Source organism: Burkholderia sp. lig30 (genome assembly GCF_000687455.2).
Lineage (GTDB): Bacteria > Pseudomonadota > Gammaproteobacteria > Burkholderiales > Burkholderiaceae > Burkholderia.
This window is the reverse complement of record NZ_JGVW01000068.1, coordinates 44313-67848: the sequence shown is the minus strand read 5'-3', so window position 1 is coordinate 67848 and position 23536 is coordinate 44313. Positions and strand designations below refer to the sequence as shown.

21 protein-coding genes and 1 pseudogene are annotated in these 23536 nt (G+C 61.0%); 20 read left to right on the top strand and 2 right to left on the bottom strand.

Annotated elements, in window-relative coordinates; genetic code table 11:
- The 4 genes and pseudogenes from LIG30_RS26185 to LIG30_RS09935 all read left to right on the top strand — a co-directional run.
- Positions 1-150, top strand: a pseudogene (locus tag LIG30_RS26185) (bifunctional pyr operon transcriptional regulator/uracil phosphoribosyltransferase PyrR); the annotation flags it as partial.
- 75 nt (positions 151-225) lie between these two features.
- On the top strand, positions 226-1257 hold the full coding sequence (locus tag LIG30_RS09945) for an aspartate carbamoyltransferase catalytic subunit (protein WP_038711725.1): 1032 nt from the start codon (positions 226-228) through the stop codon (positions 1255-1257).
- Between the two features lie 52 nt (positions 1258-1309).
- Entirely contained in the window at positions 1310-2587 is a 1278-nt protein-coding gene (locus LIG30_RS09940) for a dihydroorotase (protein ID WP_038711723.1), read from the top strand.
- Between the two features lie 19 nt (positions 2588-2606).
- Complete coding sequence (locus LIG30_RS09935; RefSeq protein WP_038711722.1) at positions 2607-3464, top strand: lysophospholipid acyltransferase family protein; 858 nt, start codon at positions 2607-2609, stop codon at positions 3462-3464.
- Position 3465: 1 nt separating this feature from the next.
- Here the strand turns inward: LIG30_RS09935 and LIG30_RS09930 are convergent, their stop codons facing one another.
- Positions 3466-4302: a symmetrical bis(5'-nucleosyl)-tetraphosphatase gene (locus LIG30_RS09930; RefSeq protein ID WP_038711721.1), complete on the bottom strand. Its 837-nt coding sequence runs from the start codon at positions 4300-4302 to the stop codon at positions 3466-3468.
- A gap of 341 nt (positions 4303-4643) precedes the next feature.
- On the opposite strand from LIG30_RS09930, the gene rfbB reads away from it, so the two are divergent.
- From rfbB to rfbD, 4 genes are all read left to right on the top strand, one after another.
- Entirely contained in the window at positions 4644-5705 is a 1062-nt protein-coding gene (rfbB, locus tag LIG30_RS09925) for a dTDP-glucose 4,6-dehydratase (protein WP_038711719.1), read from the top strand.
- Positions 5706-5716: 11 nt separating this feature from the next.
- Entirely contained in the window at positions 5717-6610 is an 894-nt protein-coding gene (gene rfbA / locus LIG30_RS09920; RefSeq protein WP_038711717.1) for a glucose-1-phosphate thymidylyltransferase RfbA, read from the top strand.
- Positions 6595-7146, top strand: coding sequence for a dTDP-4-dehydrorhamnose 3,5-epimerase (rfbC, locus tag LIG30_RS09915; protein WP_038711716.1), 552 nt, complete (start codon positions 6595-6597; stop codon positions 7144-7146). The genes rfbA and rfbC overlap by 16 nt, the downstream gene beginning before the upstream one ends.
- 99 nt (positions 7147-7245) lie before the next feature.
- On the top strand, positions 7246-8145 hold the full coding sequence (gene rfbD, locus LIG30_RS09910; protein ID WP_038711714.1) for a dTDP-4-dehydrorhamnose reductase: 900 nt from the start codon (positions 7246-7248) through the stop codon (positions 8143-8145).
- A 240-nt stretch (positions 8146-8385) separates the two neighbouring features.
- On the opposite strand, the gene rfaH is transcribed toward rfbD, so the two are convergent.
- Positions 8386-8883, bottom strand: coding sequence for a transcription/translation regulatory transformer protein RfaH (gene rfaH / locus LIG30_RS09905; protein WP_038711739.1), 498 nt, complete (start codon positions 8881-8883; stop codon positions 8386-8388).
- 873 nt (positions 8884-9756) lie between these two features.
- Between rfaH and LIG30_RS09900 the strand changes: the two genes are divergently transcribed.
- The 12 genes from LIG30_RS09900 to LIG30_RS09845 all read left to right on the top strand — a co-directional run bounded on the left by LIG30_RS09900 (position 9757) and on the right by LIG30_RS09845 (position 23534).
- Positions 9757-10923: a nucleotide sugar dehydrogenase gene (locus LIG30_RS09900; RefSeq protein ID WP_038711712.1), complete on the top strand. Its 1167-nt coding sequence runs from the start codon at positions 9757-9759 to the stop codon at positions 10921-10923.
- A complete protein-coding gene (locus tag LIG30_RS09895) occupies positions 10916-12370 on the top strand; it encodes a mannose-1-phosphate guanylyltransferase/mannose-6-phosphate isomerase (protein WP_038711711.1) in 1455 nt (484 codons plus the stop codon). Before LIG30_RS09900 ends, LIG30_RS09895 begins: the two co-directional genes overlap by 8 nt.
- Entirely contained in the window at positions 12367-13344 is a 978-nt protein-coding gene (fcl, locus tag LIG30_RS09890) for a GDP-L-fucose synthase (protein WP_038711709.1), read from the top strand. The genes LIG30_RS09895 and fcl overlap by 4 nt, the downstream gene beginning before the upstream one ends.
- Positions 13345-13750: 406 nt before the next feature.
- Positions 13751-15049, top strand: a complete 1299-nt coding sequence (gmd, locus tag LIG30_RS09885) for a GDP-mannose 4,6-dehydratase (RefSeq protein WP_268760696.1) — start codon at positions 13751-13753, stop codon at positions 15047-15049.
- 108 nt (positions 15050-15157) lie between these two features.
- Positions 15158-15526 carry a sugar 3,4-ketoisomerase gene (locus LIG30_RS09880; protein ID WP_038711707.1) on the top strand — a complete coding sequence of 123 codons (369 nt, stop codon included), beginning with the start codon at positions 15158-15160 and terminating at the stop codon, positions 15524-15526.
- Positions 15519-16622 (top strand): DegT/DnrJ/EryC1/StrS family aminotransferase, encoded by a 1104-nt coding sequence (locus LIG30_RS09875; protein ID WP_038711706.1) that lies wholly within the window; start codon positions 15519-15521, stop codon positions 16620-16622. The genes LIG30_RS09880 and LIG30_RS09875 overlap by 8 nt, the downstream gene beginning before the upstream one ends.
- Before the next feature lie 5 nt (positions 16623-16627).
- Complete coding sequence (locus LIG30_RS09870; RefSeq protein ID WP_160326691.1) at positions 16628-18043, top strand: ABC transporter ATP-binding protein; 1416 nt, start codon at positions 16628-16630, stop codon at positions 18041-18043.
- 34 nt (positions 18044-18077) lie between these two features.
- On the top strand, positions 18078-18830 hold the full coding sequence (locus LIG30_RS09865; protein ID WP_160326690.1) for an ABC transporter permease: 753 nt from the start codon (positions 18078-18080) through the stop codon (positions 18828-18830).
- Positions 18831-18863: 33 nt separating this feature from the next.
- Complete coding sequence (locus LIG30_RS09860; RefSeq protein WP_038711702.1) at positions 18864-19754, top strand: hypothetical protein; 891 nt, start codon at positions 18864-18866, stop codon at positions 19752-19754.
- Positions 19755-19770: 16 nt separating this feature from the next.
- Positions 19771-21195, top strand: coding sequence for an FkbM family methyltransferase (locus tag LIG30_RS09855; protein WP_160326689.1), 1425 nt, complete (start codon positions 19771-19773; stop codon positions 21193-21195).
- Positions 21196-21336: 141 nt separating this feature from the next.
- Complete coding sequence (locus LIG30_RS09850; protein ID WP_051994947.1) at positions 21337-22002, top strand: acyltransferase; 666 nt, start codon at positions 21337-21339, stop codon at positions 22000-22002.
- Positions 22003-22052: 50 nt separating this feature from the next.
- Positions 22053-23534 (top strand): glycosyltransferase family 2 protein, encoded by a 1482-nt coding sequence (locus LIG30_RS09845; protein ID WP_051994946.1) that lies wholly within the window; start codon positions 22053-22055, stop codon positions 23532-23534.
- Positions 23535-23536 lie beyond the last annotated feature (2 nt).

Here is a 23536-nt window from a genome sequence, read left to right as displayed (position 1 = left end):
GCGGTGCTCGCCGATCGCGGCGGCCGCGAGCTGCCCGTGGCCGCGCGCTTTGCGGGCGGCGCGATCGACGTGCCGGCCGATGCGACCCTCGTGCTCGCGCGCGACGACGCGGCGCAGTTCTCGCTGCGCATCGAGGCGCACGGCGGCTGATCGCACCCGAATCCGCACCTCGGGCCGCCGGCTCGCACCCCGGCCCGTCACGCATACGCTGGAATCACGCACACCATGACCACCGACACCACTGGCCGCACCGGCAATCCCGCTGCCGCCGAGAGCGCCGAGCGATTCCGCTACGGCTTCCTGAAGGGCAATCCGCAGCTCACGAAAAACGGCGAGCTGAAGCACCTGCTGTCGATCGAGGGCCTGCCGCGCTCGATCGTCACGCACATCCTCGACACCGCCGAGCAGTTCGTCAGCGTGACCGACCGCGAAGTGAAGAAGGTGCCGCTGCTGCGCGGCAAGTCCGTCTTCAACCTGTTCTTCGAGAATTCGACGCGCACCCGCACGACCTTCGAGATCGCCGCGACGCGGTTGTCCGCGGACGTGCTGAACCTGAACATCAACGCGTCGTCGACGAGCAAGGGCGAGTCGCTGCTCGACACGATCAACAACCTGTCGGCGATGCATGCCGACCTGTTCGTCGTGCGCCACGCGTCGAGCGGCGCGCCGTACCTGATCGCCGAGCACTGCGCGCCGCACGTGCACGTGATCAACGCCGGCGACGGCCGCCACGCGCACCCGACGCAGGGCCTGCTCGACATGTACACGATCCGCCACTACAAGCGCGACTTCACGAAGCTGCGCGTCGCGATCGTCGGCGACATCCTGCATTCGCGCGTCGCGCGCTCGGACATCCATGCGCTGACCACGCTCGGCGTGCCGGAAGTGCGCGCGATCGGCCCGCGCACGCTGCTGCCGGGCGGCCTCGAGCAGATGGGCGTGCGCGTGTTCCACAACCTCGAGGAAGGCCTCAAGGATGTCGACGTGATCATCATGCTGCGCCTGCAGAACGAGCGGATGAGCGGCGCGCTGCTGCCGTCCGCGCAGGAATACTTCAAGAGCTGGGGCCTGACGCCCGAGCGTCTCGCGCTTGCGGCGCCGGATGCGATCGTGATGCACCCGGGCCCGATGAACCGTGGCGTCGAGATCGATTCGCAGGTCGCCGACGGCCCGCAATCGGTGATCCTCAACCAGGTGACGTTCGGCATCGCGGTGCGCATGGCGGTGATGGGCATCGTCGCCGGCACGAGCGACTGACCCCGCGCGGCGCGCATCCATTCAACGCATTCAACGCATTCACAGACAGCGCATGAAGATTCATATCAAAGGCGGCACGCTGCTCGATCCGGTCGCCGGCACTGAACGGCAGGCCGACGTTTTCGTGGCGGCAGGCAAGGTGGCCGCGATCGGCGACGCGCCGGCCGATTTCAACGCGGCGAGAACGATCGACGCGACCGGGATGGTCGTCGCGCCGGGCCTCGTCGACCTGTGCGCGCGGCTGCGCGAGCCGGGCTACGAGCACAAGGCGACGCTCGTGTCCGAAATGGCCGCGGCGGTCGCGGGCGGCGTGACGAGCCTCGTGTGCCCGCCGGACACCGACCCCGTACTCGACGAGCCGGGCCTCGTCGAGATGCTGAAGTTCCGCGCGCGCAACCTGCACCAGGCGAACGTCTATCCGCTCGGCGCACTGACGGTCGGCCTCAAGGGCGAAGTCATCACCGAGATGGTCGAGCTGACCGAATCGGGCTGTATCGGCTTCACGCAGGCCAACGTGCCGATGCGCGACACGCAGGTGCTGCTGCGCGCGCTGCAGTACGCGAGCACCTACGGCTACACCACATGGCTGCGGCCGCTCGACGGCTTCATCGGCCGGGGCGGCGTCGCGGCGAGCGGCCCGGTCGCGTCGCGGCTCGGGCTGTCCGGCGTGCCGGTCGCGGCCGAGACGATCGCGCTGCACACGATTTTCGAGCTGGTGCGCGTCACCGGCGCGCGCGTGCACCTCGCGCGCCTGTCGTCGGCCGCCGGCCTCGCGCTGGTGCGCGAAGCGAAGGCCGAAGGGCTGCCGGTCACGTGCGACGTCAGCGCGAACCACCTGCACCTGATCGACGTCGACATCGGCTATTTCGACGCGCAGTTCCGTCTCGATCCGCCGCTGCGCAGCGAGCGCGACCGCGAGGCGATCCGCGCGGCGCTCGCCGACGGCACGATCGACGCGATCTGCTCCGATCACACGCCCGTCGACGACGACGAGAAGCTGCTGCCGTTCGCCGAGGCGACGCCCGGCGCGACCGGCCTCGAACTCCTGCTGTCGCTGACGGTGAAGTGGGCCGACGAGGCAGGCGTGCCGCTCGCGCAGGCGTTCCGGCACATTACCGCGGCGCCGGCCGACGTGCTGAAGCTGCCGGCCGGGCGCATCGTCGAAGGCGGCACGGCCGACCTGTGCGTGTTCGATCCGCGCGCGCACTGGCGCGTCGATCCGCGCGCGCTGAAGAGCCAGGGCCACAACTCGCCGTTCCTCGGCTACGAGCTGCCCGCGCAGGTGCGCGCGACGCTCGTGTCCGGGCAAGTCGCGTTCGAGCGCAACTAACTGACGCCGGAAGGCCGCCATGACCGTTTTTCGCAAGCTGCGCCTCGTCATTCATCTGCTGCACGGCATGGCCGTCGTCGCGCTGCGTTTTTCGCGCGTCACGCCCGCGCAGCGCGCCGGGATGACGCGGCGCTGGTCGCAGAAGCTGCTGCGACTGGGCGGCATGCGCCTCGTCGTCCACAACGACGGCGCGCGGCTCGACGCGCGCGCGCTCGTCGTCGGCAATCACGTGTCGTGGGCCGACATCTACGCGATCAATGCGTGGCGTCCGACCCCGTTCGTGTCGAAGGCCGAGGTGCGGCAGTGGCCGGTCGTCGGCTGGCTGGCGGCGCAGATCGACACCGTGTTCCTGCAGCGCGAGAAGCGTACCGAGGCGATGCGGATCATGCACGAGATGGCCGACCGGCTGCGCGGCGGCGGGCTGATGTGCGTGTTTCCGGAAGGGACGACGTCCGACGGCCTCGGTCTGCTGCCGTTCCACGCGAACCTGTTCCAGGCCGCGGTATCGGCCGGCTGCGCGGTGCAGCCGATCTGCCTGATGTACGAGGACGCGCAGGGCCGCCAATCGCTCGATCCCGCATACGTCGGCGAGCTGTCGCTCGGCAACTCGCTCGAGCGGGTGCTGAGCGCCGGGTCGATCGTCGTGCACCTGTATGTGTGCGACCCGATCGAGCCGGGCGGCGACCGGCGCGCGATGGCGGCCGCCGCGCAGGCGTCGATCCAGGCGGCATTGAGCGAGATGCAGGCCTCGGTCGGCCGCCCGACCGCCGACGCGCTCGCCGCGCTGGCGCGGGATGCGTATCCGGAGACGGTCGTCGAGCTCGGCGCGCCGGGCGACGCGCGCGCCGACGAGCCGGTGCCGGGCCGCGAGGGCTGAATTATTCCTCCGGCGTGCGGCATTCGTCGCACTGCACCTGGGTGACCGTGCGCGCGGCCGGATCGGCCGCGAGGCGAACGGCCGACAGCCGGTTTCCCCATACGCATCCGGAATCGAGCGCGACGAGGTTGTCGCGCAGCATCAGGCCGAGCGCGGCCCAGTGCCCGAACACGACCGTCGCATCCTCGGTGCGGCGGCCGGGCACGTCGAACCACGGCAGGTAGCCGGCGGGCGCGCGGTCCGGGCCGCCGTTCGCGCGGAACTCCATCGCGCCGTCCGCGGAGCAGAAGCGGATGCGCGTGAACGCATTGAACGCGACCCGCATGCGGTCGCGTTTCTTCAGGTTCGGCTGCCACTGGTTCGGCTCGTTGCCGTATAGCTGGCGCAGCGTCTCGTGCCAGTCCGGCGCGCGCAGCGCGCGCGACAGCTCGTCGGCCAGCTCGAGCGCCAGCGTGACGTCCCATTGCGGCAGGACCCCCGCATGCACCAGCAGCATGCCGTTCTCGGCGTGCGCGAACGGGCGGTGACGCACCCATTCGAGCAGCGCTTCGGCGTCCGGCGCGTCGAGGATCTCGCCGATCGTGTCGCCGGGCCGCTCGGTGCGGATGCCGGCGGAGACGGCAAGCAGGTGCAGGTCATGGTTGCCGAGCACGACCGTCGCGCGCGGGCCGAGCTCGACGAGGCTGCGCAAGGTGGCGAGCGAGGCCGGGCCGCGGTTGACGATGTCGCCGGCGATCCAGAGCGGCGTGTCGCCGGGCAGCGCCAGCGTGTCGACGAGTTGCTGGAAGGCGGCGTGACAGCCTTGAATGTCGCCGATGGCGATGGGGTCGTGCGTCATGAGGTCGGGTGAGTGGGTTCAGGCAAAAACGGGCCGGGCACCGGTCGAAAGGTTGCACGCTACCTTGGCGACTGGATCGGAACCGGTCGATCCGGCAGAATAATTCATTGGCATATCCGGTTTGCGGCGTTGCGTCAAATTGGCGGTGCTGCGGCGTGCGTCACGGGCGTTTCCTTCCCGTTATCGTCGCGTTCTCCGACAAAATTAACATTGCATGGCGTCGGCGGGCATAGCGACTAGGTAAAATGCCGGGCGACAGGTGGCCGTACGCAGCCACTCGCAACATCCGGTGCGGCGGGCGACAGGCCCGGCGCCGGTCACGCATTTCTAAAGGGAGCCATATGATCCTGGTAACGGGGGGCGCGGGATTTATCGGTGCCAATTTCGTACTCGACTGGCTGAGCCGGTCCGGCGAGGCCGCGCTGAACGTCGACAAGCTGACCTACGCGGGCAATCTGCGCACGTTGCAGTCGCTCGAAGGCAATCCGGCGCACGTGTTTGCGCGCGTCGACATTTGCGACCGGGCGGCGCTCGATGCGCTGTTCGCCGAGCATGCGCCGCGCGCGGTCGTGCACTTTGCAGCCGAAAGCCATGTGGATCGCTCGATTCACGGGCCTGCCGATTTCGTGCAGACCAACGTGGTCGGCACCTTCACGCTGCTCGAAGCGGCGCGCGCCTACTGGAACGGCCTCGACGATGCCGGCCGCGCGGCGTTCCGGTTCCTGCACGTATCGACCGACGAAGTGTTCGGCTCGCTGTCCGCGTCCGATGCGCCGTTCTCCGAGACGACCCCGTACACGCCGAACAGCCCGTATTCCGCGACGAAGGCCGGTTCCGACCATCTCGTGCGCGCGTACTTCCACACGTACGGGCTGCCGACGCTGACGACGAACTGCTCGAACAACTACGGCCCGTTCCAGTTCCCCGAGAAGCTGATCCCGCTGATGATCGCCAACGCGCTGGCCGGCAAGCCGCTGCCGATCTACGGCGACGGGCAGAACGTGCGCGACTGGCTGTATGTCGGCGATCACTGCACCGCGATTCGGGAAGTGCTGGCGCGCGGCGTGCCGGGCGAAACGTACAACGTCGGCGGCTGGAACGAGAAGGCGAATCTCGACGTCGTGCATCAGCTTTGCGATCTGCTCGATGGCCTGCGTCCGAAGGCGGACGGCTCGTATCGCGATCAGATCACCTATGTGAAGGATCGCCCCGGCCACGATCGCCGCTACGCGATCGACGCGCGCAAGCTCGAGCGCGAACTCGGCTGGAAGCCGGCGGAAACGTTCGAGACGGGGCTGGCGAAGACGGTTCGCTGGTATTTGCAGAACCAGGCATGGGTCGACGAGGTGGCATCCGGCGAATACCGCAACTGGGTCGACGTCAACTATGCGCAACGCACTTGAGGGTAGCCGAGATGGCACGTAAGGGCATCATTCTGGCCGGCGGGTCCGGCACGCGGCTCTATCCGATCACGCACGCCGTGTCGAAGCAACTGCTGCCGGTGTATGACAAGCCGATGATCTACTATCCGCTGTCGACGCTGATGGTCGCCGGCATCCGCGACGTGCTCGTGATCTCGACACCCGAGGACACGCCGCGCTTTGCCGCGATGCTCGGGGACGGCTCGCGCTGGGGGATGAACATCCAGTATGCGGTCCAGCCGTCGCCGGACGGGCTGGCCCAGGCATTCATCATCGGCCGCGAATTCATCGGCGGCGATCCGTCCGCCCTCGTGCTCGGCGACAACATTTTCTACGGTCACGATCTCGTCCAGCAGCTGACGCGCGCCAACGCGCGCGAGCATGGCGCGACCGTGTTCGCGTATCACGTGCACGATCCCGAACGCTATGGCGTGGTCGAGTTCGATCGCAGCTTCCGCGCGTTGTCGATCGAGGAAAAGCCGCTCAAGCCGCGCTCGAACTACGCGGTGACGGGACTGTACTTCTACGACAACCAGGTCTGCGACATCGCCGCCGAGATCAAGCCGTCCGCGCGGGGCGAACTCGAGATCACCGATGTGAATATGCGCTACCTCGAAGCGGGGCAGCTCGACGTCGAAATCATGGGGCGCGGATATGCGTGGCTGGATACCGGCACGCACGATTCGTTGATCGAGGCGGCGACCTTCATCGCGACGCTGCAGAAGCGCCAGGGGCTCATGGTCGCGTGCCCCGAGGAGATCGCGTTCCGGCAACGCTGGATCGATTCGGAGCAACTGCAGCGGCTGGCTGCGCCGTTGCTGAAGAACGGATACGGACGCTACCTGCAAAATCTACTCTCGGAACCGCTCGCATGGCCATCAAAGTAATCACCACGGCATTGCCCGACGTCAAGCTCATCGAACCGAACGTGTTCGGCGATGCGCGCGGCTTCTTTTTCGAAAGCTTCAACGCGCGCGATTTCGCCGAACAGGTCGGCGTATCGGCCCCGTTCGTGCAGGACAATCATTCGCGTTCCGCGAAGGGCGTGCTGCGCGGCCTGCATTATCAGATCGAGCACGCGCAGGGCAAGCTGGTGCGCGTCGTGTCGGGCGAGGTGTTCGACGTGGTCGTCGATCTTCGCCGCAGCTCGCCGACGTTCGGCAAATGGGCGGGCTGCGTGCTGTCCGCCGAGAACAAGCGGCAGATGTGGGTGCCGCCGGGCTTCGCGCACGGGTTCGTGGTCACGTCGGAGTTCGCGGATTTCGTCTACAAGACGACCGACTACTGGTATCCGGAGCACGAGCGATGCCTGTTGTGGAACGACCCCGATGTCGGGGTCGAATGGCCGGTTTCCGGCGAACCGCTGGTCGCAGAGAAGGATGCCGCCGGCACGCTGTTGCGTGACGCGCAGACTTACGCGTAAGCGTGGTCGCGTGATGGGCGGCGCCATATTTTTTGCTGTCAAGAGCGCCGGTGACAGCATCGCTCACCGGGCGGCGGATGTGTTTATGGGTACGGGTCTATGACGGATATCGACAAGCCAATCATTCTCGTGACCGGTGCGGCCGGCCAGGTGGGATTCGAGTTGCTGCGCAGCATGCAGGGTCTGGGCCAGGTCGTCGCTGCCGATCGGCGCATGCTCGACCTGTCGGATCTGGGTCAGGTGGCCCGTGTCGTACGGGATCTCCGGCCGACGCTGATTGTCAATGCAGCCGCCTACACGGCCGTCGACCAGGCCGAAGCAGACGTTGCGCTGGCGGACCGTGTGAATGGCGATGCGCCAGGCGTACTGGCCGAGGAGGCTGCCAAGGTCGGTGCGGCGCTGATCCACTATTCCACCGATTACGTCTTCGATGGCGGCAAGGCCGGCAGCTACGACGAGTCGGATTCGCCCAACCCACTCAACGCTTACGGCAAGACCAAGCTGCATGGCGAGCGTGCCGTTGTGGAAGCAGGGGGCAAATCCCTTGTGTTCAGGACGAGCTGGGTTTACGGCGCGCACGGTCGAAATTTTCTCCGCACGATGATGCGCCTGGCGCGCGAGCGGTCCGAGTTGAGCATCGTAGACGATCAGATCGGTGCGCCAACCTGGTCGGCGACGATCGCGGCACTGACGGCACACATCGCGACGCAAGTGCTGCATGAACGCATCGATGATGTGGATTGGTGGCGGAAGAACGCGGGCATTTATCATTTGACGGCGTCCGGTGCGACTTCATGGGCGGGATTCGCAGAAGCCATCTTCGAATCCATGCCGGAGGAGGCGAGGCCGACCGTTAACCGAATTTCGACCGAAGCGTATCCGACACTCGCACAGCGCCCGAGAAACTCACGGCTTTCGTGCTCGAAACTGACTTCGGTATTTTCAGTGTATCCGCCTGACTGGCGCGAGGCGCTCGGTTCGTGTGTTTCAACTTTGTGAAGATTGTGAACTTTCGGGTGTCTTACCTGAATTCCGTGGCCTGCCGACCGATAACAATCGTATGTGGCGTATGCGCAACTGTAAGAAATGTTGCTGCTTGGGTACGACACGCATGCTCGTGTCCATCAGCTCCACGTCACGGGATATCGACTCGTGCGCCGTCCCGGAGGTGCTGTTTTTTTCGCAATGCGCAACGCGCATACGTCGACAGAGCTTGACGTCCGGTTGTGTTGGCAGTGCTTAGCCCGCTTTGCGCAAACCGGCAGGAGCCACTCGAACGGTGACCGGCTTGCTCAAGAGTTCGATGAGAACCATGACCCGGCGCTCGCCATCGGCCATCTGGTAGATACCCTCGACGCCAGCGAAGGGGGCCTCGGTCAGGTGAACCCGTTCGCCCCGTTTGAACAGCCGTTCCGGCTCGACCTGAACGGACGCTTCCTGCGTCTGCAGGAATTCGATCAGGCCATCGTCGACCTTGGCGGGCTCCATTCCGAAACTCACCAGTCGACTGACGCCCTTGGTTGAGCGGATGGGCGTCCAACTCTTTGCCGAGTCGCCCCGCCCCAGGCGAATGAACAGGTAGCGCGGGAACAGCGGCTCGTCCGTCACTGCCACGTTCCCCTGGCGGAGCTTTTCGGAGGGGAGGGTCGGAAGGTAGCACTTATAACCCTGCTGCTCAAGGTTTTGCAGCGCGCACCTTTCCTGTCTTGGCTTTGTATGAACAAGATACCAGTGCATCGCGACCTCCAAAAGCTGACTGTACTTTAATATTTTATCCCGTTGGCTGCAGCGCGACAATGAACATGTCCCGTTTAGCGGAGGCGTTGTTGTGGCCTTGCCCTCGTCGCCCGGGCACGACCTTACATTACGGTTAATGGGGCCGTCGAGCGCCGAAACTCGCATGGCGAGCAATATTTCAGTGCGCAACGGGGATGCCGCTCGTTGTAATCCAGCTTCCGTTCGATCGACCCGTGCCGTCGGTGCTCCGCGCCTGTCAGCATAACTATCACTTCCTGCTCGACCTTGGTAACGGTCACGGTCTTGTGCCTGCCCGCCAGCTCGAATAGGCGACGGTTTCAGGTGGCTTACGGGGCTGTTCCAAAAGTTATGACGGTGTGGCACAATCCCATCGTTCGTCGAGCGTACGAATGGTACATTCGGTCGCGTTTTTTCAACCACCTCCTCCCCTGTTAAAGCCCCGCTGACCGCGCTTGCTGATCGTGATACGGCATGGCGGTAGCGTGCTTGGAATGATTTGATCTCCATATCCCCAATACCACGATTCGCTGGTTTCCAGGAGGAAATTCAGTTCGAAGTGCTGTGCTGTTTGCGCCAAATGCCTGGTCTGTACCGGCGGAGGCTGGGCGCCAGCTTTGTCGGCATCAATGGCGGCTTTCGGCTCTTGGTGGAAAAAGGCTGGATCAACACGCGGAACTTCTGTCTGGGTGATCGCAAGTTATGTCGTGCGTCCTTGCTCGCACTGGCAAGGAGTGCTGAGAAATCGAAATTGACAGTGGGGTTTCTGAAGCGCAGGACGCCTGAGTATGCGGCGCTGGAGCAGCGAGTCGGAGCGTTGGAGGCGGACCTAACTTCTGCAATGGGTGATAGCCAATGAAGATCGCCGTCGCTGGAACTGGCTATGTGGGGTTGTCCAATGCCATTTTACTGGCTCAGCATAACGAAGTCGTCGCACTCGACATCGTCGCGGATAGGGTTGCCAGGCTGAATCGTCGGGAATCCCCAATAGAAGATGTTGAGATCGAGGATTACCTGCAAAACAGGTCGCTGAATTTTCGGGCGACGCTGGACAAGTACGAAGCCTACGCTGGGGCTGACTATGTCGTCATCGCAACACCGACCGACTACGATCCCGAGACCAATTACTTCAATACCAAGTCGATCGAAGCCGTCGTCCGCGACGTAATGGCCATCGCCCCGCAAGCTGTGGTGATCGTCAAGTCCACGGTGCCGGTTGGTTATACGGCCAAAACGCGGGAAGTGCTCGGCACAAAAAATCTGATCTTCTCTCCGGAATTCCTCCGCGAGGGGAAGGCGCTCTACGACAATCTGCACCCCTCTCGCATTGTGGTCGGAGAGCGGTCCGAGAGAGCGGAAACCTTTGCCCGGCTGCTTAAGCAGGGTGCAATCAAGCAAGATATCCCGGTGCTGTTCGTCGACAGCACCGAGGCTGAGGCGATCAAACTCTTCGCCAACACCTATCTTGCGATGCGGGTCGCCTACTTCAACGAACTCGACACCTACGCCGCCACCCATAGTCTGGACACGCGACAGATCATCGATGGCGTTTGTCTCGACTCGCGTATTGGCGCTCATTACAATAACCCCAGTTTCGGCTATGGTGGCTACTGTTTGCCCAAAGACACCAAGCAGCTCTTGGCCAACTACCGCGACGTGCCGCAGAACCTCATTCATGCCATCGTCGAATCCAACACCACGCGAAAGGATTTCATCGCTGATGAGATCATTCGCAGGAATCCGAAGGTGGTCGGCGTCTACCGCCTGATCATGAAGGCGGGGTCCGACAATTTCCGTGCTTCGAGCATCCAGGGCATCATGAGGCGGATCAAGGCCAGAGGTATTGAGGTGGTTGTTCATGAGCCCGTGATGGAAGAGGCCGAGTTTTATCAGTCGCGCGTCTTGAATGATCTCGATACCTTTAAGCGCGAGGCTGATCTGATTATTGCCAACCGCCACGCGCCTGCTCTGGCCGATGTGGCGGACAAGATTTATACCCGTGACCTGTTCGGCCATGACTGATTCAATCCAGCCCGTAATTCTTTGTGGCGGGTCCGGGACTCGGCTCTGGCCGCTGTCGCGATCGGGGTTCCCTAAGCAGTTTCTTTGTTTGGCGGGCAACGAGAGTCTGTTTCAGCAGGCGGCGAGACGTCTGGCGGCGTTGGGCGGTGCTCAGATGCCAGTTGCCCCGCCTTATATCGTTAGCAACGATGAACACCGTTTCCTTGCGGTGGAGCAGTTGCGCGAGGTGGAAATTGAGCTTGGTGCTGCACTGTTGGAGCCGGTAGGCCGTAACACGGCTCCAGCGCTAACGCTTGCAGCGTTGGCGGCCCTCGAGAATGGTGGGGATCCGATTTTGGTGGTCACCCCTGCCGATCAGGCGGTGGAGGATGGGGCGGCATTCAGTCAATCCATGCGTCAGGCTATCCGCCAGGCGGCGGAAGGCAAGGTTGTGATCCTTGGTATCGCGCCTAACCTTCCCGAAACGGGTTACGGCTACATCAAGGCGGGCTCGAGCGAAGGCGCAACTTCTGCCGTTTTCACCGTTGAGCGCTTCGTTGAAAAACCCGACGTGGCTACGGCAGAACGCTATCTCGCCGAGGGTGGCTATTTCTGGAATGCGGGCATGTTCGTGCTCAAGGCCTCGATCTGGTTAAAAGCGCTTGAGCAGTTTCGGCCTGACATCGCCGAAGCTACGCGCGCGGCTTGGGGCAAGCGTAGCAACGATGCGTCTTTTGTGCGCCCGGCTAAGAATGAGTTTGCGGCCATTCCGAGCGAATCGGTGGATTACGCTGTCATTGAACGTTGCCCCGGCAGCGCCTTCCCCATTGCGATGGTGCCGCTGGACGCCGGCTGGAGTGACTTGGGTGCTTGGGACGCAGTTTGGAAAATGTCGCCTAAGGACGAGGTCGGAAATGCGCATCTTGGCGATGTGTTGACCAACGATAGTTGCAACACCCTGGTTCATGCCACTAGCCGCTTGGTCGCTCTGGTTGGCGTCAAGGACCTAGTGGTCGTTGAAACCCCTGACGCCGTCTTGGTGGCAGACAGGTCGCGTAGCCAGGATGTCAAGCACATCGTAAGCGCACTTAATCGGCAGCAGCGCGAAGAACACACGCTGCACCGCAAGGTTCATCGCCCTTGGGGCTGGTACGACAGCATCGACGATGGCCACCGATTTAAAGTAAAGCGGATTCAAGTAAAACCCAAGGCAAGTTTGAGTTTGCAAAAGCACCATCACCGCGCAGAGCACTGGGTCGTGGTGAAGGGGACTGCTGAGATCACCTGCGGCGACAAGGTTGTCCTGCTTAGTGAAAACCAGTCAACCTATATCCCCTTGGGCGAAGTCCACCGCCTTGCTAATCCAGGGACAATCCCTCTTGAGATTATCGAAGTGCAGTCTGGCAGCTATCTCGGAGAGGACGACATAGTCCGTTTCGAAGACCATTACGGGCGAAGCAGTCAATGAGCAAAGAGCCAAAGATTTATGTTGCCGGCCATCGAGGGATGGTGGGGGCGGCTATTGTCCGTGCCCTGCAAGCTCGGTCGCAGGCAAATATCATCACCCGTAGCCATGCTGAGCTCGACCTGACCGACCAGGCAGCCGTGCGCGGTTTCTTCGAAACCGAGCGGCCCGATCAGGTTTACATTGCGGCTGCCAAGGTCGGCGGTATTCACGCCAACAACACCTATCCGGCTGAATTCATCTACCAGAACCTGATGATCGAGGCCAATATCATCGATGCTGCTTTCCGAAACGACGTAAAGAAGCTTCTCTTCCTCGGCTCCAGCTGCATATATCCCAAACTTGCGCCGCAGCCGATGCGGGAGGATGCTTTGCTAACCGGCCTGCTGGAGTCCAGCAACGAACCGTACGCCATCGCCAAGATTGCGGGCATCAAGCTCTGTGAAAGCTATAACCGACAATATGGCGAAAGCTGTGGTGTGGACTACCGCAGCGTCATGCCCACCAATCTGTATGGCCCAGGCGATAATTACCACCCGGAAAACTCCCATGTTATTCCGGCGCTGATTCGCCGCTTTCACGAAGCCAAGGTCAACAATTTACCTTTGGTGACCGTTTGGGGCTCGGGCACGCCGAAGCGAGAATTTCTCTACGTCGACGACATGGCGGAAGCTTGTGTGCATGTCATGAGCCTTGATAAGGCTGTATACGACCAGCATACGAAATCCATGCTTAGCCACATCAATGTGGGGTGTGGTTACGACATAACGATTCGTGAAGTTGCGGAGACCATTGGCAAGATTGTTGGGTATAAGGGCGACATTGCCTTTGATTCCAGCAAGCTCGATGGTACCCCGCGCAAGCTAATGGACAGTTCCAGAATTAACACCTTGGGTTGGCAGGCCAGGGTTGATCTGGAGGCCGGGCTCGAAATGGCTTACGCAGATTTCTTGGAAAAGCAAATCGCACCACTCTGATGGCGTTGGTTTGTACGCGATTCTGCAGGCATGGCGCTGTGTGCGACGAAGTGCTTTCGGCTCACTGAAGTCGGTAAGCACTTTTAAACTTCGGATGCCTCGCCTTTGTTCTTGTTTATGGCGCGAACATTCTGGCTTGGGGTGCGCTCCGCTGGACAGACTCGGAATCTGCCGGCGTGGACCTCTTGGTAACGTCCGAGCGTGTGCCGCTCTGCATGCCCGATATGGGATCCGACGCGCGTCGGCACCGTTCCTGATCCTGGTGGCGTGATGCGTATGGAGCGTGCCTGCCTGGATCCGGATCGAACTGTTCCTCTGCGCCGTAGGGGTTCGCGGTGGGTATCTACTGCCTGCTACCCCAAGTCAAGCCGCCGGCCAAACCCGAACTCAGTGGCGAGGGCTGCGCATGATCGCGCACCCGGGCGGCTTCCTCTGCCGCAAAGCCAATGGCGTACCCGGCGCGAAAGCCATCTGGTTCGGACTCGAAGACGTTCATGTTGCTGCCAAAATCTTGCATGCGTTATGGATGGGCGACTCCGTGAGTTGTGTACAAGACAATTCCCTGAAGGGGGACGGAATGACGGAAAAAACTAAAATTGCGTTGATTACCGGGATTACTGGGCAGGATGGTTCTTATCTTGCCGAGTTTCTTTTGGAAAAGGGTTATGTCGTTCACGGCATCAAGCGTCGTGCGAGTCTCTTTAATACAGACAGGGTCGACCATATTTACCAGGATCCGCACGTTACGGATCAGCGTTTCTCGCTTCACTATGGCGATCTTTCTGATACCAGTAATTTGGTGCGCATCATCCAGCAAGTGCAGCCTGACGAGATTTACAATCTTGGTGCGCAAAGTCATGTGGCGGTGAGTTTCGAAAGCCCTGAGTACACGGCGGACGTGGATGCGATCGGTACGCTGCGCCTGCTGGAAGCAATTCGAATTCTGGGTCTGGAAAAGAAAACGCGCTTCTATCAGGCCAGCACCAGTGAGCTGTTTGGGCTGGTCCAGGAAATTCCTCAAAAGGAAACGACTCCGTTTTATCCTCGCAGCCCGTACGCAGTAGCGAAGTTGTATTCATATTGGATCACGATTAACTATCGTGAGGCCTATGGCATGTACGCGTGCAATGGCATTCTGTTTAATCATGAAAGCCCGCGACGCGGTGAGACTTTTGTCACGCGCAAAATTACGCGGGGCTTGGCCAACATTGCCACGGGTCTGGAAAGCTGTCTCTACATGGGGAATATGGATGCCCTGCGGGATTGGGGGCACGCCAAGGATTACGTGCGAATGCAGTGGCTTATGCTGCAGCAGGATGAACCGGAAGATTTCGTTATCGCTACCGGCCAGCAGTACAGTGTGCGGCAATTCATTCAGTGGAGTGCTGCCGAGCTGGGGATCCATCTTGAATTCCGTGGGCAGGGCGTTGAAGAGCACGCGCTGGTGATCGCGGTAGAGGGCGATCGCGCGCCTGCCGTGAAGGTTGGGGACATCATCGTCAGGGTGGATCCGCGTTACTTCAGGCCCACTGAAGTGGAGACGTTGCTTGGCGATCCCGCCAAGGCAAAGCAGAAGCTTGGCTGGGAGCCGGTTATCACGGTGCAGGAGATGTGCCGCGAGATGGTCGAGCACGATCTGGAGCGGGCGCGCCAGCATGCCCTGCTCAAACATCACGGATATGCCATAACGGTCAATCGCGAATAGGCGGTCATGGCGGATCGGAAAGGCATTATTTGGCAGGAGGCCTGGGGAAGCACTTGCGCCCGGCCACACTGGCTGTCTCGAAGCAGTTGGTAATAAACAGGACCATGAATGAAACGCTATACCCTACTCGATCTGGCGACCTTCAGCGATGATCGCGGTTCACTGACTGTGCTGGACAATGTCTTGCCGTTTCCCATTGCCCGAAGCTATTGGATCTATGGGGCCGACGGCCAGACGCGTGGCGGCCACCGGCATCATGTCACGCGACAAGCTCTTATCGCCGTTGCCGGCAGCGTGTCCGTATTTATGGACGACGGTGTCGAGGAGGCTACCGTGTTACTCGACAGCCCCAGTCGATGTCTTCTGGTCGAGCCGAAAGATTGGCACACCATGACTTTTGGCCGAGACTCCGTTTTGCTGGTGATTTCATCTCACCACTACGATCGTAGTGACTACATAGATCAGCGTTATGAGTAATACGGCAGTCATTGAATACGAGAGCCTGGCCCGTTCCAACAGCCGTTTCATGGCGGAACTCGAAGATGCAGCATCTCGGGTCATCCGTTCCGGCTGGTATGTGCTCGGCAAGGAAGTCGCAGCCTTCGAGGAGGAATTTGCTGCGTGGGTCGGCGCGCGTCACTGTATCGGTGTAGCCAATGGACTCGACGCATTGATTTTGTCCCTTGAGGCTCTCGATTTGCCCAAGGGCTCCGAAGTCCTGGTTGCATCGAACACCTACATCGCTACCATTCTTGCGATTATTCGGGCGGGGTATAAGCCGGTGCTCGTCGAGCCGGTGCTCGATACCTTCAACATGGATCCTTCACAGCTGAAGGCGGCGCTGTCAGAAAAGACGCGCGCAATTTGCGTGACACACTTGTTCGGCAAGTCATGCCGCATGGATGCCATTGGGGCCTTTGCTCGCGAACATGGGCTCAAAGTAGTGGAGGACTGTGCGCAGTCCCACGGTGCTCAATTGGCTGGCCAGATGACTGGCACGTTTGGTGACGCGGGGTGCTTCAGCTTCTATCCGACCAAGAATCTGGGAGCGATTGGCGACGCTGGCGCAGTGGTGACCAACGACGACGAATTGGCGGACAGGCTGCGCCACCTCCGCAACTACGGTTCCAAGCAGAAATACGTCAATCGCTACGCGGGCGTCAATTCCCGCCTGGATGAAATGCAGGCGGCGATGCTGCGTGTGAAGGTGAAGCATCTGGACGAAATGACCGCGCATAAGCGTGCCCTTGCAGAGATCTATTTTTCGGAGTTGCCCGATTGGGTGGTCAAGCCCGTGCGTCGCTCCGACGAGTTTGACGTGTTCCATATCTTCGGTCTACGCCATAAGCAGCGCGATGCCCTGAAGGCCTTTCTGCTGGAGCGGGGCATCAAGACCGAAATCCACTACCCCATCCCGCCGCACCGGCAGGAAGCCATGCGTGGCATTCTGGAGGGGACCTATCCCATCGCCGACGAGCTCCACTCGACCGAGTTGAGCCTGCCGATTTCCAACGGCCATACAGCCGACGAGGTGCGGGCGGTTTGCAGGGCGATCGAGGCTTTCGGCATATGAGAATCATGGAGCAAGGCGCGGCGGCGGATAACTCACGCGGGCTGCCCGGGGCCGAGGGCACGGCAACAGAGGCGTTGGGGCCGCGGGCTGTATGCAGCGGTGCTCGGGGTGATGCGGCGATTCGGATCTCGCATGTCACCAAGCGCTATCGCATTTATCCCACCCCTTGGAATCGCATGCGCGATGCGATGGGTTGGACCGCTCAGTATAAGGAATTCGACGCGCTGCATGACGTGTCCTTCGATATCCATCGGGGCGAGTTCTGGGGCATCCTCGGCCGCAACGGCTCGGGAAAGTCGACGCTGCTCAAAATGGTGGCGGGCCATCTCCAGCCAACCAGCGGAACGATCGACTGTGCCGGCCGTGTGACGCTGCTGCAACTGGGACTCGGGTTCGATCCGGAGCTCACCGGCCTGGAAAACATCCGGCACTCGCGCATGCTGCAGAATCTCAGCAGCGACTTCGAGGAGATCGAAGATTTCGTGCGCGAGTTTTCGGAGTTGGGCGACTTCATCAATTACCCGGTGAAGACCTATTCCTCGGGTATGCACTCGCGCTTGGGTTTTGCTACCGCCGTCGCGGGCGACCCAGACATTCTCATCGCCGACGAGGTGCTGGCAGTGGGCGACATGAGCTTCTCGCAAAAATGCCTGGCCAAGATGCGCGAGTTCAAGGAGCGAGGCAAGACGGTGGTGCTGGTGACGCACGACGTCAATGCAGTCAAGTCATTCTGCGACCATGCGGTATGGCTCAACGACGGCCGCATGATCACGCTTGGCCCGGCCAAGCTGGTGGCCGATGATTTTCGCAATTTCATGCTGTACGGCGTGATCAGCGACCTCAGTACCAGTGATGGCGAAGCGAGTGGGGAATCCTCCGTGGCAGACGAGGGTGGCACTGCCGCTGTCGCCGCCGCTGCTTCGTCTCAGATCGACTGGTTGCGGCCCAATGCCGGTCGGCGAACGGTCAGCAATGGAAAGATCGAAATCGAGCGCTACCGATTCATCGACTACCAGACCCGTGAGGTGCTGACGAGCTGGCGTCCTGGCGGCACGCTGGAGTTCCAGATCGTGTTTCGCGCCCTCGAGCCCTGCGTCCTGCATTCATTCGCGTTCACCCTGCATGACCGCAACGGCATGATCGCCCTGCACCTGAATTCCGAATTCTTCGGCGTCGGCGCTTTCGAGCCCGAGCCAAGTGGCGCCTATGAGGCGGCGTTCCGCTTCGACGCGCCGCAGCTGGCTGGCGGGGAATATTCCATCTCCTTTGGCTGCTCAGAAGGCAGGGAGGGGGTCCTGATGGAGAAGTACGACTACGACAGTGCCGTGCAGGTGAACTGGGAAAAATCAGATGCAACCGACCGTCAGGGCGGCTACGTGATCGTGCCGGCGGGTTCCTTCAATTACAAGAAACATGCATAAGTTCTTTGGGAGTCTTCTGGCACATCGCGAGCTATTGCTGAGACTGACCCGGCGCGATATCACGGCCGCCTACAGTGGCTCGGTTGCGGGCAGCTTGTGGGTCGTGATCGATCCATTGGTGTATGTGGTCTTGACGCTCGTGTTCTTCCAGTTCGCCATCAAGGGAGGCGCTACAGGCGGCGTGCCGTACGTGGCCTGGGTGATGCCCGTCATCATCTTCTGGACCTTCATCAATACAGTGTTGAACTCCAGCATCGGCTCGGTGCGCGAATACAGCTACCTCATGCGGCACCGCAGCTTCGACATGCGCTTGGTCGCGGTCATCAAGATTCTGTCGGGCTCGTTCGTGCACGTGATATTGATGGCTATCGTGCTGCTGGCCCTTGCGCTGCTGCTGCACGTGCGCGTCAGTTGGCTGACCCTCGGCGTGGTATATTTTTATTTCGCCATGTGCTGTCTGCTCGTGGCGATGGGTTGGCTGCTGTCCGCACTGGGGACCTTCTGGAAGGACATGCGCAACCTGGTCAGCATCTTCCTGCAGGTAGAGTTCTGGGTGAGTCCGGTCTTCTGGGAGCCTGAACGCTTCCCCAAGCCGGTGGCCCTGCTGATGTACCTCAATCCGCTGTACTACCCCATCCACGGCTATCGCGCGTCGGTGCTTTCGATGGATTTCGGCGCGCACTTCTGGCTGATCACGCTGTACTTCTGGGCACTGGTAGCATTCTTGTTGTGGTTTGGTTCGCGTGTGTTTACGCGATTGTCCAAGAGTTTTGGGGATGTGCTTTGAGTGGTATGAGTGCATTCTTCGCAGAGGGAATCGATGCCAGCCAACCTGATCTCCAACCTCATTTCTCGCTTGTCGGGAAAGCGCATTCAGCAGGCTGCCGGTTCGCGCCTGAAGCATGAACTAGACGCCGAGCAGTCGAGCGAAGAGAACCTGCCGAAGCAGCACGAGATCTTCTCCAGCGAGGCGGAGGTGCAGGCCCACCTCGGCGGCTACCAGGACGGCTCGCTCAACGAGTACATCATCGCCAAGTCCACGCGCTGGCTGGATGGGCTGCGTGTCGACGAGTTTGTTTTGCCGCCCCACTTATGCAACCTGTTGTGGGTGATTCAAGTCGTGCACTCCCGGCTTGGTCGTCCGGTACGCATTCTCGATTTCGGCGGTGGCGCTCCCACAATCGCCTTCTTGATGCATCAATTGGGGCTGTCGGCTTCACTGGACAGCTACAGAATCATCGAGAGCCCGGCTTTCGTGCAGAAGGTGCCAGCGGCGTGGCGCGAGCGGTGCGAGTATTTTGACGTGTACGACGGCGATGCCTGCGACCTGCTGATCCTGTCGAGCGTGCTGCCGTATCTGAATCGCTTTCTGGTCCAGTCCGTGTATCGCAATATCGAGAAGGCGCCGCCGGAGTTCGTCTACTTTGGCCGCACCTCATTCCTGCCCGAGTCCTATCAGCAGGAGGAGGCGTTCACGATCCAGGAATCCAGGTACAGAGAGCACGGTGCTCAAATCGACGTAGGCATGACCGATATTGAGAACAACGTGGCTCGCTACGTGAAGCGGCACTTCAAGTGGTCAGAAGTGGCTAGCGTCATTGATCCGCTAGGTTATACCCGGATCCTTTTGCTGAGCGACGAGTCGGGGCTGGAAAATATCCAGGGACTGAATCTGTATACAAATAATTCCCTGTGGGAGAGGCGTGGCTAGGATGGTGTCTTGCGAAGTGGGATTTGTCGAATGGACGTGCAGGGAAATTCAATGGGCGTGGCGTACCCTGCGCGGCTTGCCCGGACGGCGTGAGTTCAAACAACGCTACTGGGCCGCAGTCGAGCCGGTTCTCGCTGCACACCAAAACAGCTTCAGCCGTGAGGATGCCGAGGCATCGCTGCAGCCGTGGCTGAAGTCGATGGCATTCAGCCAGGGTCCCTTGCGCGATGGCTGGCCGTGGATGCCGTTTCCTGCGATCAAGTTCCTGGAGACGCTGCTGACCAAGGAGTCGCGGGTCTTCGAATTTGGCGCCGGGGGCTCTTCGGTGTTCTTTTCTTCACGAGTGGGCGAACTGGTCAGCGTCGAGCATGATCCGTACTGGTTCGAGCAGACCCAGGCAGTGATGAAGGAGCGCGAGCAGCAGCACGGATGTCGGTGGCGCGGTGTCCTGGCCGCTCCAACGCAACCTGATCACCCGATCACGCTGCCGTTTGACGATCCGCTTTCCTACACGACATCCGACGAGACGCTGGCCGGACTCTCATTCCATGCGTACGCCACTCTGATCGACGAGTACCCAGATCAGTACTTTGACGTGGTGCTGGTCGACGGAAGGGCGCGTCCATCGTGTTTCCTGCATGCGATGAGCAAGGTTCGCTTCGGCGGCTACGTCATCCTGGACAACGCTGAGCGCGAGTCGTACGCGTTCATCGAAGAGACTGCTGTCAAGCTGGGGTTCGAAGTTCAGGAGTTCTGGGGGCCGGGGCCTTACAATGACTACTGTTGGCGCACGATATTCCTGCGTCGGAGTCAGCAGTGGTTCGCTCTCAACGACCTGGACCGTCAGCTTGCCGCGTATCTCGACTTCGACAACGGCGTATTTGTCGAGGCGGGGGCGAATGACGGCATCCGCCAGAGCAACAGCCTGCATTTCGAGAGCAAGCGTGGCTGGCGCGGCATCCTTGTCGAGGCCGTGCCCGCCCTGTACGAGGAGTGTCGTCGTCACCGGCCGCATGCACAGGTCGTGTGGTCGGCGCTGGCCTCGCCAGAGCAGGTGCCCGGCAACGTGACCATCCGATATGCGGGCCTGATGTCCGTCGTCAGGGGGGGGATGCGCAGCATCGAGGAAGAAGACGCGCATATCGATGCGGGCTGCGAGGTGCAAAAGCTGGAAGCCTACGAAACCGAAGCACCTTGCGCCACGCTCAGCGGCATCCTGGACCAGTGCGGCATCTCGCATGTCGACCTGCTCTCGCTCGACGTCGAGGGTTTCGAGGCACAGGCGCTCGCCGGCCTGGATCTGTCGCGCCACCGGCCGACCTACATCCTGGTGGAAGCGCGTTATCGCGCGGACGTCGATGCGCGGCTGCTGCCGTATTACGATGCCGTGGCCGAGCTTTCTCATCACGATGTGCTCTTTCGTCTGCGCGAACACGCTTGATTCTTGAATTACTTACTATGCAGTTTCCGACCGACGACATGATTGCCGCCGTTTTCACTTGCAAAGCTGGCAAGCGTCAAGCGCTACAGCATGATTTGATTTGGGCGATCGATTTGCCCGGGAGTTCGCGGAGTCTTGACGATGATCTATGACTTTGCCAAGGGCGTATTCCTGCAAATGCGGCGCGTCCTGAATGGCGTGCGCCGGGCTTTGGGTTCCGTGGAGACAGGAGGCCATGCTAGGCAAATGACGTCGGCGGAAATCGCGAAAGATCTCGCGAAAAAAGGGGTTGTATTCAAAGGACAGGGCACGTTCTACGGCGCTCCACTTGTCAAGATGGCGGAAGGCAGCGTTATCGAACTTGGAGACGAGGTGGTGTTGTGTTCCGACTCCAACTTTACCGCGCTTGCGCTGAATCATCCGCTGAAGTTATCCACCCTTCGGCCGGGGGCGCAGATCACCATTGGCAAGTCCACCGGGATCAGCGGCGGCACCATTGTTGCTGCCAAGAGCGTGACCATTGGTAACGAAGTGCTGATGGGGGCGAACGTCAGTGTTTTTGATACTGATTTTCATCCGATCGCGGCAACCAACCGGAGACACTCCGACGATATTGAAAAAATCGGCGTTGCTCCGGTCGTGATCGGGAATAATGTGTTCATCGGCGTCGGCAGCATCATTTTGAAAGGTACGCAGATCGGTGATGATTCGGTGGTGGGCGCCGGTTCCGTGGTACATGGCGTCTTTCCAGAGCGTGTCATTCTGGCTGGCAATCCGGCAAAGGTAATTGGCTCGGTTCCCTTGTAGTTATTCTTCTATTCCTGTTGCTTAAACGTTAAATAATTGAATAGCGATTTGTGAACTCGAAGATATTTGTTCTTATCCCGGTATTCAATCGGCTCCAGCACACGCGGGAGATCATCGATTGCCTGCGCCGCCAAACAGGCGTCTCCATCCAGATCGTGATCGTCGACGACGGGTCCACGGATGGAACGGCCGAGTTCCTGGCCGGGCAAGCGGACGTAATGAGGCTCGAGGGCAATGGGCAGCTCTGGTGGGCCGGAGCAATTCATCTGGCGCTGCGGACCATACACCCGCTGCTGCGGCCGGGCGACTTCTTCGTCTTCGTAAACAACGACACGAAGGTCGACGACGATTTTCTGTCGGTACTCGCGGCGACCAGCCAGATTCATGGGCGCGCGGTGGTCGGCAGCATCGTGCGCGACGCCAAGCCTCCGCATGAACTTCTGGATATCGGTCCGAAGGGTGATTTGTGGAACATGGCGATCTGGGACATTGTCCGCGACTTGCCGGCGGATGAGCGCGCGCAGCCGCGCGAAGTCTACGAGGTGGATTTCCTGCCGGGGCGCGGTACTTTGTATCCCGGCGAGGTGCTGGACCGGATCGGCTACATGCGTCCCAGGCTGCTGCCTCACTATCACGCAGACTACGAGTTTGCCGATCGTGCGCGCCGCGCCGGATTCCCGCTGCTGGTGGCGTCCGCTGCCGTAACCTATTCAACCGATGCCTTCGGGAACCAGCGCAAGGTCGCCTCGTTCTGGCGTCGCAAGTTTGGCAAGGGCTCGCCCGACAACACCTTGCAGAAGGTGGCGTTCTTCTGCTTGGTCGGCTCACCGGCGCAACGGCTCTCGGCGATACCGCGGCTGCTGACGGCGCAAGTGAACAGAGCGCTCCACCCGGTCAAGGTGCGAGCCTTCTGGATCGTACGCAGGTCGATCTCGACGTCCGTCCACATTCTCCTGCGTAGAAGGCGGCATGCTTTGCTGTGCGATCGATTGCTGAGGCTTCTGGCGGCGGCCTCGCCCTCGAGCGCCGTGCGAGCGCGTCTCCTGGCTGCCCGCCATGTCTATGCCTCGGCCTCGCTAACTGAATTGCGGCGGGGGGGGGTGCTGCTGCTGGGGCCTGACGCGTCACGTCACCTCGCATTCTTCCGACCGCTGCGGGTCTCTGCGGAACTGCTGCCCGCGACTGGGGCTTTGCCTGCCAAGGCCGCCGGTGCCGACCTGGTTTTCTGCGCCGCTGGCGGTGGCAAGGTGGATGAACCCTTGCCTATGTCCGATGCGCTTGTGCAATTGGCCCGACCCGGCGGCATCCTGTGCTGTGTGAATAATACGGCGCAGGCACCGGATGACCTCATGCGTTTGGTGGAAGAGTTGGCCCGAATGCCGGAACTCAAGATTCTTGCCGATACGTTGACCAATCCATCCGTTGCGCGCGGGTTCGTGCCGCTGACCGCCGCCGGCGCGTTCGACGGTGCCAGGCCGGTCGGTGGCAAGACTGTGCCGCCCCATTTTTTCGCAGCCGTACGGTTGCGGTGACT